9 protein-coding genes and 1 pseudogene are annotated in these 15,886 nt (G+C 56.1%); 1 reads left to right on the plus strand and 9 read right to left on the minus strand.

Features of this window, described 5'->3' with window-relative positions; translation table 11 throughout:
- The 5 genes and pseudogenes from dsdA to ACLRGG_RS01340 all read right to left on the minus strand — a co-directional run bounded on the left by dsdA (position 1) and on the right by ACLRGG_RS01340 (position 7,774).
- Positions 1-1,084, minus strand: a pseudogene (dsdA, locus tag ACLRGG_RS01320) (D-serine ammonia-lyase).
- 74 nt (positions 1,085-1,158) lie between these two features.
- Complete coding sequence (locus ACLRGG_RS01325; protein WP_416248060.1) at positions 1,159-2,394, minus strand: MFS transporter; 1,236 nt, start codon at positions 2,392-2,394, stop codon at positions 1,159-1,161.
- Positions 2,395-2,561: 167 nt separating this feature from the next.
- Positions 2,562-4,916, minus strand: a complete 2,355-nt coding sequence (locus ACLRGG_RS01330; protein ID WP_416248061.1) for a GNAT family N-acetyltransferase — start codon at positions 4,914-4,916, stop codon at positions 2,562-2,564.
- A gap of 1 nt (position 4,917) precedes the next feature.
- Positions 4,918-6,210: a lysine N(6)-hydroxylase/L-ornithine N(5)-oxygenase family protein gene (locus tag ACLRGG_RS01335; RefSeq protein WP_416248062.1), complete on the minus strand. Its 1,293-nt coding sequence runs from the start codon at positions 6,208-6,210 to the stop codon at positions 4,918-4,920.
- Positions 6,211-6,220: 10 nt separating this feature from the next.
- The gene (locus ACLRGG_RS01340) at positions 6,221-7,774 is read right to left on the minus strand and encodes a pyridoxal phosphate-dependent decarboxylase family protein (RefSeq protein WP_416248063.1); all 1,554 of its coding nucleotides are present in this window, start codon (positions 7,772-7,774) and stop codon (positions 6,221-6,223) included.
- 573 nt (positions 7,775-8,347) lie between these two features.
- Between ACLRGG_RS01340 and ACLRGG_RS01345 the strand changes: the two genes are divergently transcribed.
- Positions 8,348-9,886: an HrpF/NolX family T3SS translocon protein gene (locus ACLRGG_RS01345; RefSeq protein WP_416248064.1), complete on the plus strand. Its 1,539-nt coding sequence runs from the start codon at positions 8,348-8,350 to the stop codon at positions 9,884-9,886.
- A 187-nt stretch (positions 9,887-10,073) separates the two neighbouring features.
- Here the strand turns inward: ACLRGG_RS01345 and glmS are convergent, their stop codons facing one another.
- The 4 genes from glmS to ACLRGG_RS01365 all read right to left on the minus strand — a co-directional run.
- Positions 10,074-11,906, minus strand: coding sequence for a glutamine--fructose-6-phosphate transaminase (isomerizing) (glmS, locus tag ACLRGG_RS01350; RefSeq protein ID WP_416248065.1), 1,833 nt, complete (start codon positions 11,904-11,906; stop codon positions 10,074-10,076).
- 180 nt (positions 11,907-12,086) lie between these two features.
- On the minus strand, positions 12,087-13,457 hold the full coding sequence (gene glmU, locus ACLRGG_RS01355; RefSeq protein ID WP_416248066.1) for a bifunctional UDP-N-acetylglucosamine diphosphorylase/glucosamine-1-phosphate N-acetyltransferase GlmU: 1,371 nt from the start codon (positions 13,455-13,457) through the stop codon (positions 12,087-12,089).
- A gap of 218 nt (positions 13,458-13,675) precedes the next feature.
- The gene (locus tag ACLRGG_RS01360; protein WP_416248067.1) at positions 13,676-13,918 is read right to left on the minus strand and encodes a type II toxin-antitoxin system ParD family antitoxin; all 243 of its coding nucleotides are present in this window, start codon (positions 13,916-13,918) and stop codon (positions 13,676-13,678) included.
- A 184-nt stretch (positions 13,919-14,102) separates the two neighbouring features.
- Positions 14,103-15,886: T6SS phospholipase effector Tle1-like catalytic domain-containing protein (locus ACLRGG_RS01365; protein WP_416248068.1), on the minus strand; the 1,784-nt coding region annotated here is incomplete at its 5' end.

A 15,886-nucleotide genomic window follows, 5' to 3' on the forward strand; every position in this document is an offset into this window, starting at 1 on the left:
TTAATGCTTTCCTTTATCCAGATATAACCTCATCTCGGCGTCAGGCACCATTCCACCGCCTGTTGCCCAGACAAGATGCGTCGCCCGGCGCATCATCGCAGGCGTTAGCCCGTGTAGATGCTGGTAGTCGGGGCTGGCCGAGACGCGCCACGGACCCGCCATACCCGCCAGCGCAGAGGGTTCAAACTGAATGTTTTCAGTGCGATCCAGCGTCGCCAGCAGGTCATACATCGTCCGATCGCTCAGCGTATAGCAGCCGTCTGTTAACGGCAGCATGGCTCTGCCAACAAATCCCGACGCGCGGCCAACGGCAAGCCCGTCCGCCGCGGTTTTGTTATCGATCCCGATATCCTGTACGGAGACAGCATCATGCAGGCCTGTGCTCATGCCGAGCGTCATGCAGGGAGAATGGTTAGGCTCAGCAAAAAAGCAGTGAACATTATCGCCAAATACCAGCTTCAGACCAAAGGCGACTCCACCCGGCCCGCCGCCTACGCCGCAGGGAAGATAAACAAAAAGGGGATGCTGCGTATCAACGGTTATCCCCTTCTGCTGCATCTGACGGTGTAATCTCAGCCCGGCCACGGCATAACCCAAAAACAGCGTTCGGGAATTCTCATCATCAATAAAGAAGCAGGCAGGATCGGCTTCCGCTGCGCGTCGCCCCTGCGCAACGGCCATGCCGTAGACCTCGGCGTATTCAATGACCTCTACCCCATGCGCGCGCCTTGATTAACCCGGAAATGGGCAGGTGACTGTCTTTTTTGAGCCATAGCGCCCCGCTTATGGCTGCGCGCTCTTGCAGTTTTTCCTGCATCCGCGGGATGGCGATCATGTCGGACTCAATCATTCCGCCAGCCGGTGCCGTTTCCGGGAAAGCCTGAGCAATAAACGGCGCGAAGCGCTGTAGCCTGCGTTCTGCATCTTCAGCCTCTTCCCGCGTGAGGCCGACCTGTTGGAGCCCTTCACTGACCGGTTTTACGCCATGATTAAACCAGGTGACCTCACGCAGGGATTTAAGGTCGTTAACCACCGGTGTTGCATTGAGTTGGGCAGTGATGTCTGACATGTTCGTCTCCTTCAGGGTCGCGTTCGCGCATCGGACAGGGATATCAATCGGCTGTGCTTTTTGCGCCCGTGGCTCCCTCTTCCCTGCCGTTACGTCACCGGCATAGCCAGGCTGCGGCGCTGACGCTCGCGCAGAAATGCCCGAACCAGCCACAGCCAGAGCAGGCCGCAGACCAGATTAAACAGGCTGAACCACGCGCTGCCTCCGCTGAAGTAAGCCGCTTTAGCAGCCTCAATCCCCAGCGCAAAGACCACGATGCTCGCCATCCCTAACATCGCTGCCACGCTACCTTTCCCGGCACTGCTGGAAAACAGCGTCAGCCGGTAAAGCCCGGCATTAACCAGCCCGGTGCCAAAGCCGTAAAGGCTCAGTCCGGCGGTCAGCCACAGATAGCTGTGAGTATTGATCGCCGTGCTGATGGCCGCAATTGCCAGGCCAGCAAGGATCGGCCAGGCCCCCAGCCGCAAAGGCTGCTCAATGGGAAGGCGGCTGGCGAGGCGACCCAGCGTCAGGTTACCGGCGATCATCGCCACGAAGACCGGCAGCTGGAGCAGCGCATAATCCATCCGGCTTAGCCCTTCGTCATGGATCAGGATAACCGGCGACAACGCGACCCAGGCGAGGCAGGGAATGGTCACCAGACCAATCGCCAGCGAACCGCCCATCACCTGGCGGTTCTTCAGCAGCGCGTAATAGCCTGCCGCGAGCGATTTGACTGACAGCGAGGCATCTCTGTCGCCCGAGGTTTCAGGCATGGTTCGCCACAGCCCTACCAGCGCCACGGCGGTCACGCCGCCAAATAGCCAGAACATTGTGCGCCAGTCGCTGAAGGAGAGAAATGCCGCCCCGGCCAGCGGGCCGGCCAGGGGCGCCAGCAGCGCCACGTTAGCCATCAGCGCCATGATCTTCACGCTGAGTGATTCATCGAATGCTTCCTGAATGGTCGCGTAACCCACCGCTCCGATAAAGCACAGGCTTATTCCCTGCAGAAAGCGCAGCAGAACAAACTGCTCGATGCTTTGCACCCAGTGGGTCGCCATGCAGGTGAGCATGAAAAAGGCAACGCCGGAGAGCAGCACCGGACGACGGCCCAACCTGTCAGAAAGCGGCCCGAGCAGCCACTGCAGGACGATGCCGCCGATCAGGTAAGCCGTCAGCGAGGCGGAGACCCATTCCGGCCCGACGTGAAACTCGCTGGTAACCAGCAGCATGCCAGGCTGGATCATGTCGTGCGCGATATAGGTGGCAAACTCGAACAGCACCAGCGACAGTGGAAAAATCAAATGTCGGCGGGTGAGGCGCGACACGGGTGTAAAAAGAGACATTGCGGTTCCTTCCCCGAAACAGAACGATAAAAAACGCGGCCACCGAAGCGACCGCGCCAACATACACCACTTTTTTAGCAGGCAGAGTAAAATATCTGCACAGCGGGGCGTAATACCGCCCACGTTGTGGCGTACCCGACTACGCCATGCACTGTTTGAACCGCTGTTTAGCGCCAGCGGGCAATCGGATTATCCAGCGTCCCGGCAAATTTCAGGTTCTCCGCCGGGTCAGTCAGGTTAATCATCTGCTGATTGTTGGCCAGCTGCAGGCGGTTCAGGCAGGAGCGGGTGAACGCGGGGGCGAACAGGTCGTAACGGGCAAACTTACTGGCAAACTGCGGATGCGCCTGCTGATACTCTTTTACGCAGTCGGCGACGGCCTGCCAGAATTTATCTTCCGGCAGCGTACCGGACTGGTGCAGGATGGCGCTGATAAAGCGGAAAATGCAGTCAAATACGTCAGTGAATATCGACAGCAGCTTGAGGTTTTCCGGCACGTCCACCGCCAGGCGCTGGACCTTCTCCGGCAGTACCGCATCCGGGTTCATGACGGCGATCTCTTCACCAATGTCCTTCATATAGGCGCTAACGGGGATGTTATTCTCCAGCAGCAGGATCAGGTTTTCACCGTGAGGCATAAAGACCAGGTCATACTGATAGAAGCAGTGCAGCAGTGGGCTGAGGTAGCAGGTCAGATAGCGCGCTACCCAGCGTTCTGCTGACAGGCCGGAATCAGCGATCAGCGCGGGCAGCAGCGGCTGCTGGTGTTGGTCAACGTGCAGGAAGGAGGCCATGGTCATCAGCCGCTGACCCGGTTGCAGACTGGCGACCGGGTTGTCCCGCCACAGGGCTGCGAACATTTTCTTATAGGCCGAGTCACCCTTAATGGCGTTTTCATAGTAGCGATTGTGGTAACCCACGGCTGCTACCTCGCGCAGAATGCGGAAGTCACAGCGCTGTAGCCAGGCATCCTTCGCCACCAGCTCTTCCAGCCATTCATTAATCGCCGGCGTGGTAGCCATATAGTAAGGCGACAGGCCGCGCATAAAGCCCATATTGAGCACCGATAAGGCGGTTTTCACATAGCGCTTAGTGGGCTGACTGCGGTTAAAGAAGGTGCGAATGGATTGCTGGGCCTGATACTGGTCATCGCCGGTGCCGAGGTAAACTATATCGTAACTGGCGATATCCGCTGCAAAGACGGTCAGCAGTTTGTTCTGCCACTGCCAGGGGTGAACCGGCATAAAAATATAGTCATCGATCGGCAGCGCTTTCTCTGTCAGAAGCGCGTTGAAGTGGTCCAGAGTTGACTGACCCAGCTCGTCACGCATCAGCTGCTCGTATTCCAGGCTGCTGATGCTGGAAAAGTGCGCGTTGCGCAAATGCACGGCCACCCAGACGAGGTTGACTGGCGTGGCGGCTTCCGGCGCGAACGCCAGATAGTCGCGAGCGTCAAAGCCGATGCGGCCATTGTTAGCAACAAAGCAGGGATGGCCTTCGGTCATGGCGGCCTCTACGGTCTGGAAATCCGCGTTGACCAGCGCCTGGCTGTCCGGGTTGTTCTTCTGCAACTTGTAGACGCTGCTGCACAGCGTGCTGCTGATCTCTTCCATATAGGTCGCCAGTAGCGCCTGCGGAATGTTTATCTGCTGATTGAATTCAACAATGAACTGCAGGGCATCCAGCGTAAGAGGATGGCCGTTCTCCTGTTTGATCAGCGAATCAGCCGCAATTTCCCAGTGATCCAGCGCCAGGCGCTGTGCCTCAAACAGGTATTGCGCTTCGCCACCCGGCACGGCAAGTACGTAACGCCCCTCGCTGGTTTCGACTGGCGTTACGATTTTTTCATGGGCAAATTCGGCAATCGCTTTGCGGATAAGCAGACGGTTAGCCTGCGCCCAGTTGTTACCTGACAGATGGGTTCCGGTCAGTAACGGCGTGATATTATTCATATTCAGCGACTCCCTCGTTAAGGCTTGTTGATAATCTTCGCGCTGGCAGAAGGCCAGCCAGGCCGTTTTATGGCCCATATCAATGGTGTGCTGGTAGCGAAAGCCCGCGCGCTTGTTGAGTGGATGAATTTTGTTATTGCGAACATCCGGCTCGACCACCACGCGGCCCACCCCGGGCTGGCTGAACATGTAGTCCATCACCACGGTGAAAACCTGCCAGCTGAACTGCTTAACCGGCCTGCTGGCGGGCGCAATCAGGATATGCATCCCGTAATCATCGGGCTGTGCGGAGTAGAACTTACCGACCTCGTCCTCGCTGGCACGGTAAAATTCCATCAGGAACACCGGATCCTCATCGCAGCAGCCAATGAGCGCGGCCTGCGGATGGGTGGCCGTCAGCTGTTTGTAAAAGGCCGCAACCTGTTCAAGGCTGTCGTGTTGCATCCCCCAAAAGCGGGCATAGTCGCGGGTGACCCAGTCGTGAATGCGTGAAGCATCTTCGGCGCGCAGCGGCCGGAGCGTGAAATGACCCGCCGGACGGGCGGTACTGAAAAGTGGGTTCTGAGACATATCAACGTTCCGATTGTGCCGGGAAGGTCTGGAAAGCAATCTGCCGTTCAATGGGATAGATTTCCCGACCGGTCAGCTCGCGCAGTAAGACGGAATTGCGGTAGCAGGCCATCCCCAAATCTGGCGTGACAAAGCCGTGCGTATGCAGCTCGGCGTTCTGCACGAAGACCTGATTATGGTTATCGATGCTGTAATTACGCTGGACGTCGTAGCGGCCTTTCTCATCCCAGCGCAGTCGCTGCGCTATCCCCTCAATAAACATCGGCGGGCGATACTGGTAGCCCGTGGCCATGACGACCCCTTCGCTACGGCGGGTAAAGGCGCGATCCTGCTCCTGCTGATGCAGCGAAAGCTCGAATTCGCCTTCCGGCAGCCAGCGCATATCGGTTAGCCCGGAATGGGTAAAGAGATTAACGTCCAGCCTGCCATCAAGCTGCTTAACGTACATCAGGTCATAGATGTCGTTGATCAGGCTGCTGTTAATGCCTTTATAAAGGTTTTTATGGCGCGCGTTGAGCTCGTCCCGTTTTGCTGGCGACAGGCTGTGGAAGTAGTCAATCCACTCCGGCGAGGTCATTTCCAGCGTCAGCTTGGTGTACTCCAGCGGATAGAAGCGTGGTGCACGGGTGATCCAGTTCAGCTGATAGCCAAAGCGGTCGATCTCCGTCAGCAGGTCGTAATAGATTTCAGCCGCGCTCTGTCCGCTGCCCAATACGGTGATCGAACGCTTTTTCTGGAGCTGCTCTTTATTTTTGAGGTAGTCGCTTGAGTGGGTGAAACGGTCACGATGCGGACGACTACACTCCGGCATCCACGCGCTGGGGCCGGTGCCCAGTATCAGGTGGCGCGCCAGCCATTCCTGCTGTTTGCCGCTGACCGTATCAACGGCTCGTACGCAATAGCATTGCCGCGCATCATCGTAGCTAACGTAATCCACCCGCGTATTCCAGCGCAGGTTACTCAGCTGAGAGCAGGCCCACTGGCAGTACTGATTGTACTCTTTACGCATCAGGAAAAAGTCTTCACGAATGTAAAAAGAGTACAGTTTGCCCTTCTGCTTCATATAGTTAAGCAGGCTGTAAGGACTGGTAGGATCGGCGAGCGTCACCAGATCGGCCATAAATGGCGTTTGCAAATGCGCACTCTCCAGCATCATACCGGTGTGCCAGTCAAAGCCGGGGTTTTGATCGAGGAAGACGCCGCTCAGCCCCTCAACCGGCTCGCTCAGACAGGCCAGACCAAGGTTAAAGGGACCAATACCAATGCCGATAAAATCATAGAGAGTGTTATTCATAACGGAGTTCTCACTGGTTAGCCGCATTCAGCGCAGCGTCCCGCGCCCGCTCACGGCCATAATGCACAATCAGCGCAATGACATCTTCGATGTCAGCCGCCGTGGTGGTGGGATTTAAAAGCGTAATTTTCAGATACTGACGACCCGCAACCCGGGTGCCGGCGATCACCGCATTGCCGGAGCGGAACAGCGCCTTACGGATGCTGGCATTGATCTCATCAAGCTGAGCGTCGGCCATGCCGGGACGGGGCACGTAGCGAAACACCTGCGTTGTCAGTTCCGGCGCATGAAGAACCTCTACGCAGGGATGGGCGCTCAGTAGCTGGTGCGCTTTTTGCGTCAGGGTCAGAATGCGATCAAAAGCCTCACCCAGCGCGGATGGCCCCATAATGCGCAGCGTCAGCCACATTTTCAGAGCGTCAAAACGTCGGGTGGTCTGAATACTTTTATTGACCAGGTTTGGTGTGCCTTCCTGCTGCGCGCTAAGCGGGTTGAGGTAATCGGCATGGTGCGTAACGTGACTCAGGTGCTGCTTATCGCGCACAAAGAACGCGCCGCAGCTGACGGTCTGGAAGAACGACTTGTGGTAGTCCACGGTCACGGAATGGGCTTTTTCGATGCCGGAAAGCCGCTGGCGGTGGTTTTCCGACGCCAGCAGGCCGCAGCCGTATGCGGCATCAACGTGCATCCACAAACCGTAGTGCTCAGAAAGTCTGGCGATATCCTCAAGCGGGTCGATGCTGCCAAAGTCGGTGGTGCCGCTGGTGGCGACGATGGCGACAGGGATCAGTCCCGCCTGCTGGCAGCGCTGAATTTCCTGCTCCAGCTGTACGGCATCCATGCGGTAATGTTCATCATGATCCACCGCAATAACGGCATCGTAGCCCAGCCCCAGAATCGCCATCGATTTCTGAATGCTGAAATGGCTCAGTTTTGAGGTGAAAACGCGCCACTTAACCGCATCCGGCGGCAATCCCTGATGCTTAATCAGGTGGCCGGGATGATGTGCCGCACACCAGCTGTCTCGCGCCAGCAGCATCGCCATCAGATTGGACTGGGTGCCGCCGCTGGTGAAGATCCCATCCGCGGTGGACGGCAGGCCAATCCGGCCCAGCGTCCAGTCAATGACCTTCTGCTCAATCAGCGTACCGCCTGCGCTCTGATCCCAGGTATCCACCGAGCTGTTTACCGCCGCCATAATCTGCTCGGCCAGCAGTGAAGGAAGCACAACCGGGCAGTTGAGGTGCGCCACGTATTTGGGATGGTGGAACCAGACGGCATCGCGCAGGTAGAGGTGCTTTAGCTCCTCCAGCGCTGCATCGTTGCTGCCCAGCGGCCGGTCGAGATCGACATCGCTGAATTCCGCAGCAAGCTCGTGGGGCAGAATACCGCTGAACGGTTTTTCGATACCTTTCAGCGTACGGGTCATCAGCGCCAGCACCTCCTGCGTCTGCTGCGCCCAGGCCGACAGCTGCTGATCATTAAAAATATAATTCTGAGGATCGGTAGCGCTATGAGGCAGGTGCAGGCGAGGCACTGCCTGAGTTTGCGAACGTAAGACCATATTCTGTTCCTTTATTGAAGACATAAAAGGCCCTGCCGCCATCTGAAAATGGCAGCGTTAAACGCCTGGCGACGAGTCGCGAGTGTTGATTTATCCGTATCTGACAGGAAAGCTGAAGCGCCACGATCCACCACGCCAGTTTTTCTATCTGTAAAAGATAAAGAAACGACATTTTGTGTGGCTTTAGCGCGCAATCCTGCTATTTGTTATTGAGAATAGTATTATAAATAATAATCATTATCATTCAATAGTATTAATGAGACAAATTTGTTATAAGTGTTGTTAATGATATAAATGTGATTTGAATCACAAAAACGGAGTGACCTTTAGGGTTTTGGCATGAAACAAAATCCCTTCGGGAAATGCGGCAACAGGCGGACGCGGGACATAAGGGGGAGCGCTGTCTGTGAAGCGATAAAGGGAGGGGATAAATGCCGCCCGATGGAACCTTTGCCTTTTGTCGCCCACTTAGTGCTCATACTTTGTCCAACTAAGGAATGAGTTATGCGCCTTTCTGGTTTTTCATCACAAAATCTGACGACGCCGCACAACAGGAATCCTGGTAATGAGGGAGTGAGCACCCCGTTACAAGGCGCATCACCCCGTCTGGCTGGAAACGGCTTTTCCGTTGTGTCGCGTCTGCCGTTAAGCGGCGATGGTTCCTCACTCGCGACGGGCGAGAAAACGGACAGCGAAGCAGGAACGGCGCTTCCGTCGCAGAGCAATCCGTCCATCGATTCCCTGCTACAACAGATACTGGCGTTAATCACGGGCAGCCTGTCTGGCGATGGCGCGTCAGCTTCATCCACATCCGACAGCAGTGCTGAAGAAAATCCGCTGTTTAGCAGCCAGGATGGGCAGATGTCCTTTGCGCAGGCGACCACCACGCTTGGCCGCCACGAAGATTTGCTCAAAAAACCGCTTGACCGTGAGGGGCTGGAAAAACTTCGCGACGACCCGCAAACCCCCTCCGATGCGAAACAGGCGCTGAGTACGATACTGGATAATCCGGAGATGTATGCGGCGCTCGATCAGGCTAAAAATGGAAAATCCGACGGTAAAATTAGCGCGAAAGATATTCAAACGGTGCAGCAAAATCCGCAGATAAGATGCTATGCCGATGCCAAAGCTGAAGACTACACACACAACTATGTTCCCTCTGATGCCGAGCCGGGTTCCGCCTCGCGGGAGATGAGCGCAAATGATGCGATGCGTGAGCTCTATCTCTATTCAGAAAGCCTGCCGAAGAGAATCAATCAGGAAACGCTGCAAAAAATCGCCGATGGCTCGCAGGATATGGGCAAATGTCCGCCTCAGGTCGCCGCCGCCGCGAAGTTCTTTACCGATCATCCCGATCAATGGCAGCAGCTAACCAAAAAGGATGACCCGTCCGCCAGCGTCTCACGGGACCGTTTATGTGACCTTGCGTCTTACAATGTCGCGCTCTCTCCTCAGGAGCATAACGCACTGGAAACGGTTAAAAATAACGAAGACATTTTCTTTAAGGGCGGCGGAATTAAGAAAGACAAGCTGGTGGATATTGCCAACGACTCCAGCAACAGCCAGGAGGTGCGCGATGCGGCAAATCTGCTCAGCCAGCCTAACTCCATGCTGTTTTCCATGCTGGATAACGGCAAGCACGGCGCGGGCGGTAATTTCTTTAATGAAGCGAACGATAAAAATATCAGCAAGGGCGATGTGGATGCCTTTATTCGTAAAGGGAACAGCGCCATTGCCACACCGGATAAGCTCTCACGGCCCTCACTGAACCCGGCCGATCTCTCTGCGCAGCAGGAGATGGCCGAAGGGCAGGAGACCCAGCCCGATGAGAAGAAAAAGAAAGGGGGCGGCTTTAAGAAACTGCTCGAAGCGCTGAGCTATGTCGTGAGCGGTCTGACGATGTTGATCCCCGGCGTAGGTGCTGCGGGCCTGGCCGCAACGGCGGGACGCGCTGCCGCTACGGCAGCCATCAAAGAAGGCGTGAAAGCGGGGGTAAAAGAGGGCGCTAAGGATGCGGCTAAGGAGGGCGTTAAAAACGCCTTGCATGACGGGCAGAATGGGTCGGGCGATGCCTCTGACCTTAACTCCCCACGGGTTTGGGCGCAGAGCTGAGAATATTTTCGCCCGGCATGGGGCACTGGCATATGGCCCAGGCCGATCATCCTGGCGGCCTGAAACACCGCGTCTGATACCCAAAAAAACCGGCCATGCTTTTGCTGCATGGCCGGTTTTATACCCTTTAACCCCGGCTGACGCGCTGCCTGAGCACGATAGCCGGAAATGACACAGCGTTTAGGGCTTACTCCACCGTAACGGACTTCGCCAGATTACGCGGCTGATCGACATCGGTGCCTTTGATCAGCGCCACGTGATAGGCGAGCAGCTGTAGCGGCACGGTGTAGAAGATCGGTGCAATAATCTCTTCCACATGCGGCAGAGGGATAATTCGCATTCCTTCGCTGTTGCTGAAGCCCGCATCGCGGTCGGCAAAGACGTACAGCAGGCCGCCGCGCGCGCGCACTTCCTCGATATTTGACTTCAGCTTTTCCAGCAGCTCATTATTAGGCGCAACCACAATGACCGGGATATCGGCATCGATCAGGGCCAGCGGGCCATGCTTCAATTCCCCGGCTGCATAGGCTTCGGCGTGAATATAGGAGATCTCTTTTAGCTTGAGCGCCCCCTCCATCGCAATCGGGTACTGATCGCCACGCCCCAGGAAGAGGGCATGATGCTTATCGGAGAACTCCTCGGCCAGCGCCTCAATCAGCTTATCCTGCGACAGCATCTGCTCAATGCGGCTCGGCAGCGCCTGCAAAGCGTGCACAATATCGTGCTCAATCTGCGCATCCACGCCTTTCAGGCGGCCTGTTTTCGCCACCAGCATCAGGAGTACGGTCAGCTGGGTGGTAAAAGCCTTGGTGGAGGCCACGCCAATTTCCGTTCCCGCTTTGGTCATCAGCGCCAGATCGGATTCACGCACCAGCGAAGAACCCGCCACGTTGCAGATGGCCAGCGAACCCAGGTAGCCCAGCTCCTTTGACAGGCGCAGCGCGGCCAGCGTATCCGCCGTTTCGCCCGACTGGGAAAGGGTGATCATCAGGCTGTTTTTACGCACGGCAGATTTGCGGTAGCGGAACTCCGACGCGATCTCGACGTCACAGGGCAGATTAGCCAGCGCTTCAAACCAGTAGCGGGCAACCATTCCCGAGTTATAGGAGGTCCCGCAGGCGACAATCTGGATATGCTCAACCTGACTCAGCAGGTCGTTCGCCTTCGGCCCCAGTTCGGCGAGATCCACTTCACCCTGGCTGAAACGCCCGCTCAGGGTGTTTTTAATCGCCATCGGCTGTTCGTAAATCTCTTTCTGCATATAGTGGCGATACAGGCCCTTATCGCCCGCATCGTACTGGACATTCGATTCAATTTCAGCGCGCTGAACCTCTTCCCCTTCGCGGTTAACGATGGTGAAGTTACGGCGGGTGATTTCGGCGATATCCCCCTCTTCCAGGTAGACAAAGCGGCGGGTCACCGGCAGCAGCGCCAGCTGGTCGGAGGCGATAAAATTCTCACCCACGCCGCGGCCAATAACCAGCGGGCTACCGGAGCGGGCGGCGACCAGTACGAAAGGATCGCGGCTGTCCATAATGACCATGCCGTATGCGCCGCGCAGCTGAGGGATCACCCGCAGCACCACATCGCGCAGCGAACCGCCCTGCTGCTTCTGCTCCCAGTGAATCAGATGCGCCACCACTTCGGTATCGGTTTCTGAGGCAAAGCGGTAGCCTCTTTCGATCAGCAGCTCACGCAGCGGCTCATGATTTTCGATAATGCCGTTGTGGACGATGATGATATGCTCAGAAATATGGGGATGCGCATTGGCTTCAGATGGCTCGCCATGCGTTGCCCAACGGGTATGGGCAATCCCGGTCCCGCCGACCAGAGGGGTGGTTTCCGCGGCTTCCACCAGCTTCTGCACCTTACCCAGCCGACGCAGACGCGTGACCTGACCTTCTGCGGTAACCACGGCAACACCCGCAGAGTCATAGCCCCGATACTCAAGGCGACGCAGCCCTTCAAGCAGGATTTCAGCGATATCACGCTGGGCAACTGCACCTACAATTCCACACATAATGTTATTCCTGTCGTTATGGCCGTTCTGGCCATTAACTTTGTCTTCTGACCTGATAAGTCCGGAATTTCCGGTTCCCCGAGCCTTGTAGAGAGTGGGGATTATTTTTATTACTGCCTGACTGCGGGCGGTATTTTCCGCCCGGCAAAAAAAGTGGGCAACGCTGGCCCGGATAGGGTGCTATTTCTTCTTCACTGGCCGCTGCCAGTCTGTTTTCAGGTTCTGATCTTTACGGTTATACACCAGCCCTTCAGCGATGACATCCTTCATTACCGTGGTGCCTGCGGCAATGGTCGCGCCATCGGCAACCGATACCGGCGCCACCAGCTGGGTATCCGATCCAATGAAGACGTTATCGCCAATCACCGTCAGCGATTTATTGATGCCATCGTAGTTACAGGTGATGGTGCCGGCCCCAATATTGACGTTCGCGCCAATTTTCGCATCCCCCAGATAGCTGAGGTGCCCGGCCTTCGAACCTTTACCCAGCGAGGCCTTTTTCATTTCCACGAAGTTGCCTACGTGCGCTCCCTCCGCCAGCTGGCTGCCGGGCCGCAGACGGGCGAAAGGTCCAACGGTGCAGGCGGCGGCCAGCTCCGCTTCTTCGACCACGCTGTAGGGGCTGATTTCGCAATCGTCATGAAGGGTGCAGTTTTTCAGTATACAGCCACTGCCGATTTTCACGCGGTTTCCCAGGGTGACTTTACCTTCAATAATCACGTTGGTATCAATGAGCACGTCGCGGCCGTGGATGAGTTCGCCTCTCAGATCGAAGCGTGACGGATCCGTGAGCATTACCCCTGCCAGAAGCAGCTTCTCAGCCTGTTCGGCCTGCCAGACCCGCTCCAGGGTTGCCAGCTGCAAACGGTTGTTAACGCCTTCGGTTTCGGTAGCCCGTTCAGGGTGTACCGCCGCTATCGTGCGTCCTTCTCGGTGGGCAAGGGCGATGATATCGGTAATGTAGTATTCACCCTGCGCATTATTATTAGTCAGCTTGCTTAGCCAGCGCTTAAGATCGGCGCCATTCGCCAGCAGGATGCCGGTATTGATTTCATTAATCGCCAGCTGTTGCGCTGAGGCGTCCTTCTGCTCGATGATGCCCACCACCGAGCCCGCCTCACGAATGATGCGTCCATAGCCCGTTGGGTTGTTCAGCACCACCGTCAGCAGGGCAATTCCCCCCTCAGGCTTCGCGGCCTGCAGGCGTTGCAGGGTGCCGACCGAGATCAGCGGCACGTCGCCGTAGAGCATCAAAATATCTTCATCATCGGAAAAGTGCAGCGCGGCCTGCTGCATCGCATGGCCGGTTCCGAGCTGCTCCGCCTGCAACACCCAGTTCAGCGCGGGGTCGGTCAGCGTGGACTGTAAGCGATCGCCGCCGTGACCATAAACCAGGTGAATATGGGCGGCGCCAAGCTGGTTGGCGGCATCAATAACGTGCTGCACCATGGGTTTTCCAGCCAGCGGGTGCAATACCTTGGGCAGGTCTGAATACATGCGGGTACCTTTGCCAGCGGCAAGGATCACCACGCTCATTGAACTGTTAGACATAGAAATTCCGATCGTTCCGTTAATGAACTGAAGTAAAGCGCTTTAGCCGTGAGTTTACTACATTTTTCTCGGTCCGAATTTAGACGTATCTGTAGGGGTTTACTGAATTTGGCCACCTGAACAGAGGCGATATGCTCACCTCAGAACAACACAGGTGCATCAATGAAAAGAAGAAATTTTAGTCCTGAATTCAAACGTGAATCCGCTCAGTGGTGAGTTTATACACGATGTCTCAGCTTTCTTTGTGCTGCAATATCCCGTAGTGATAGTGAGCTTTCACCGCTTTCCAGCCCGGCAATAACAGCCTGGCGAACAACTTCATCGTTTGTTTCCTGTTGCTCCAGCAATCGCAGAGCAGAGCGCATAACTTCACTCGCAGAGCCGTAACGGCCACTGTCTATTAATCGACTGATAAACGAATCGAGTTGGTCGCCAATCGTAACGCTTGTTGTTCTGGCCATAACGAGCCCTGTGTGAACTATTAACGCAATGACAGGAATACCAGCTCATGGTTTCAACTAATACACCCTAACGGATTTTTGCCCCTTTCTGCCAGACCGGGTTTTTAGCTTACTTTTAGCGATAAAGTAGGTAAGGGCGAAAAAAAGGATCTCAAGCAGATCCTTTAAATGGTCGTCAGTTCTGTTATCCCCGTGGCTCTGTCCAGCGCACGGAAAAATACCCGTCATTGATGCCTTCAGCACGCTGCACATCATGCACAAACCACGCATAAAGCACCGATGCGTCCACGCACCATTTGATCGGCGGAGTTTTTCCATCGTGTCCAGCAACACCGCATTCCAGAAAATATTCAGCACGAACACGGGCGGGCATAAGGATATTGTCCAGATAAAGCTGAGGGGGATAGTGGTACTCCTGAGTCAGCAAAATATGGGCCGCATTCGCAACATCTGACAGCCAGCCCCAGTGTTTTTTCAGGATATGGATTTCTTCAGCGACCTCATCCGACGCCTGCCTGGCCTGCGGGGTCATGCCCGCAAAACCCATCAATGCACCGGGAGACAACCGAATGCCCGACTGAATAGTCTCCAGCCGCCGCAGCTCGCTCTTGTATTCGTAAAACTGCCGTCCCAGCCACTCAAAATAACCGTCAAGATGCCGGTTCATCGCCCGGTAACTCAGCTCAGTGGCATTAACCGCGCTCTGGTACGATTTCACCCACTGCTCAGCCGACTGACTTTCCACGCTGTCTTGCATGTCAAAATATGATGCAACTGTCGCAGATACGTCTCTCAATGACTTCAAATCATGGAACGGTACGGCGGCCTTCATGGCCTCAGTGTACATTTTCCGCAGCGACACCCGGCACAGCTCCGCGCTCGGCTTTTGTACATCCGGTTTCAGCCCGCCCCCGATATCCTCACTGCACCCCGGCATCAGCAATTCCTGATGTTCAACACCGTCCCGCCCGGTGCGGTACACGCACCGCCAGCGCCGCCGCTCATGGGCCGCCACCAGATGCAGCGATTTTTTGACGGCCGCCGGTAACGGTGACTGATGGTCGAGAAACTTCCGTCCGAACAGCGAAATGATCTGCCCCGCCATTTCAGCGCGTTTTTCCGGCACCCATTCCAGGACACTGCCCGCATAGTCCAGCCCGTTATCACTGCTCATCGGCGTATCCCGCGAGCAGTCAAACAGCCCGGCAAACACGATATCCACCGGAACGCCGCGAAAGGCGGGTTTATCCCCCGTATTCCTGTCACATATTTCACCCAACAACATATCGATAAATTCCCGCGCCAGCGTGCCCCCCATGTCAAACCCAAACACCGACACGGAAATCAGTCGGACAGGAACATCACCGCCTTTTACCGCCTCCTCAAAGGACCGTTCAAAGCGCGCTTTCGCGCTGTTAAGACGCGTATCTGCGCCGGTCACCATGCTGTAGGCCATCACCTCACTGTCGCGTAACCACGGCGTGGCTTCGATACCGGCCCGGATCACCCCTTTCAGGGTGGCATCCCTCAGCATCTTTAGCTGGCCCTTGGGCGTCAGCAGTTTCTTTTTCATCTCATCGCGGACGTCATGATTGCTGGCGCCGCCCAGTTTTGCCTTGACGATATCTTTCAGTGCATCGGCGGGCTGAGCTTTCTCACTCTCCAGTACCGACCTGCCGGTCCCGTCCATCACCTGCTGAAGTGCTTCCCCCTCTCTTTCGCGAAAGGGTGTGCCCAGTCCGGATATGTAGTGTGCCTGATATGATTCTGTAGAGGTGTTTTTTTCAGGCATTGGATATCCCCGGTACAGCCGGGCAATATTGCTCAGCCGTTTCGCCGGCGCGTCCTGCTCGATATTGCGCCCCACGCCGTCAAAGAAAAATCCGATATGCAGTATTCGTGAGCAGTTACCGAGCCGGTAGTCACAGGATTGCTGCGCCCGGTGTGCGGCCGCGATAATCGCATCCA

Origin of the sequence: Erwinia sp. PPS120 (assembly GCF_047918655.1) — a bacterium.
In the GTDB taxonomy this organism is placed as follows: Bacteria; Pseudomonadota; Gammaproteobacteria; order Enterobacterales; family Enterobacteriaceae; genus Erwinia; species Erwinia tasmaniensis_A.

Bases quoted from the DNA above. Each gene is read 5' to 3' on its own strand.
- ACLRGG_RS01325 (WP_416248060.1), bottom strand. From the start codon at position 2,394: ATGTCTCTTTTTACACCCGTGTCGCGCCTCACCCGCCGACATTTGATT.
- ACLRGG_RS01330 (WP_416248061.1), bottom strand. From the start codon at position 4,916: ATGTCTCAGAACCCACTTTTCAGTACCGCCCGTCCGGCGGGTCATTTC.
- ACLRGG_RS01335 (WP_416248062.1), bottom strand. From the start codon at position 6,210: ATGAATAACACTCTCTATGATTTTATCGGCATTGGTATTGGTCCCTTT.
- ACLRGG_RS01340 (WP_416248063.1), bottom strand. From the start codon at position 7,774: ATGGTCTTACGTTCGCAAACTCAGGCAGTGCCTCGCCTGCACCTGCCT.
- glmS (WP_416248065.1), bottom strand. From the start codon at position 11,906: ATGTGTGGAATTGTAGGTGCAGTTGCCCAGCGTGATATCGCTGAAATC.
- glmU (WP_416248066.1), bottom strand. From the start codon at position 13,457: ATGTCTAACAGTTCAATGAGCGTGGTGATCCTTGCCGCTGGCAAAGGT.
- ACLRGG_RS01360 (WP_416248067.1), bottom strand. From the start codon at position 13,918: ATGGCCAGAACAACAAGCGTTACGATTGGCGACCAACTCGATTCGTTT.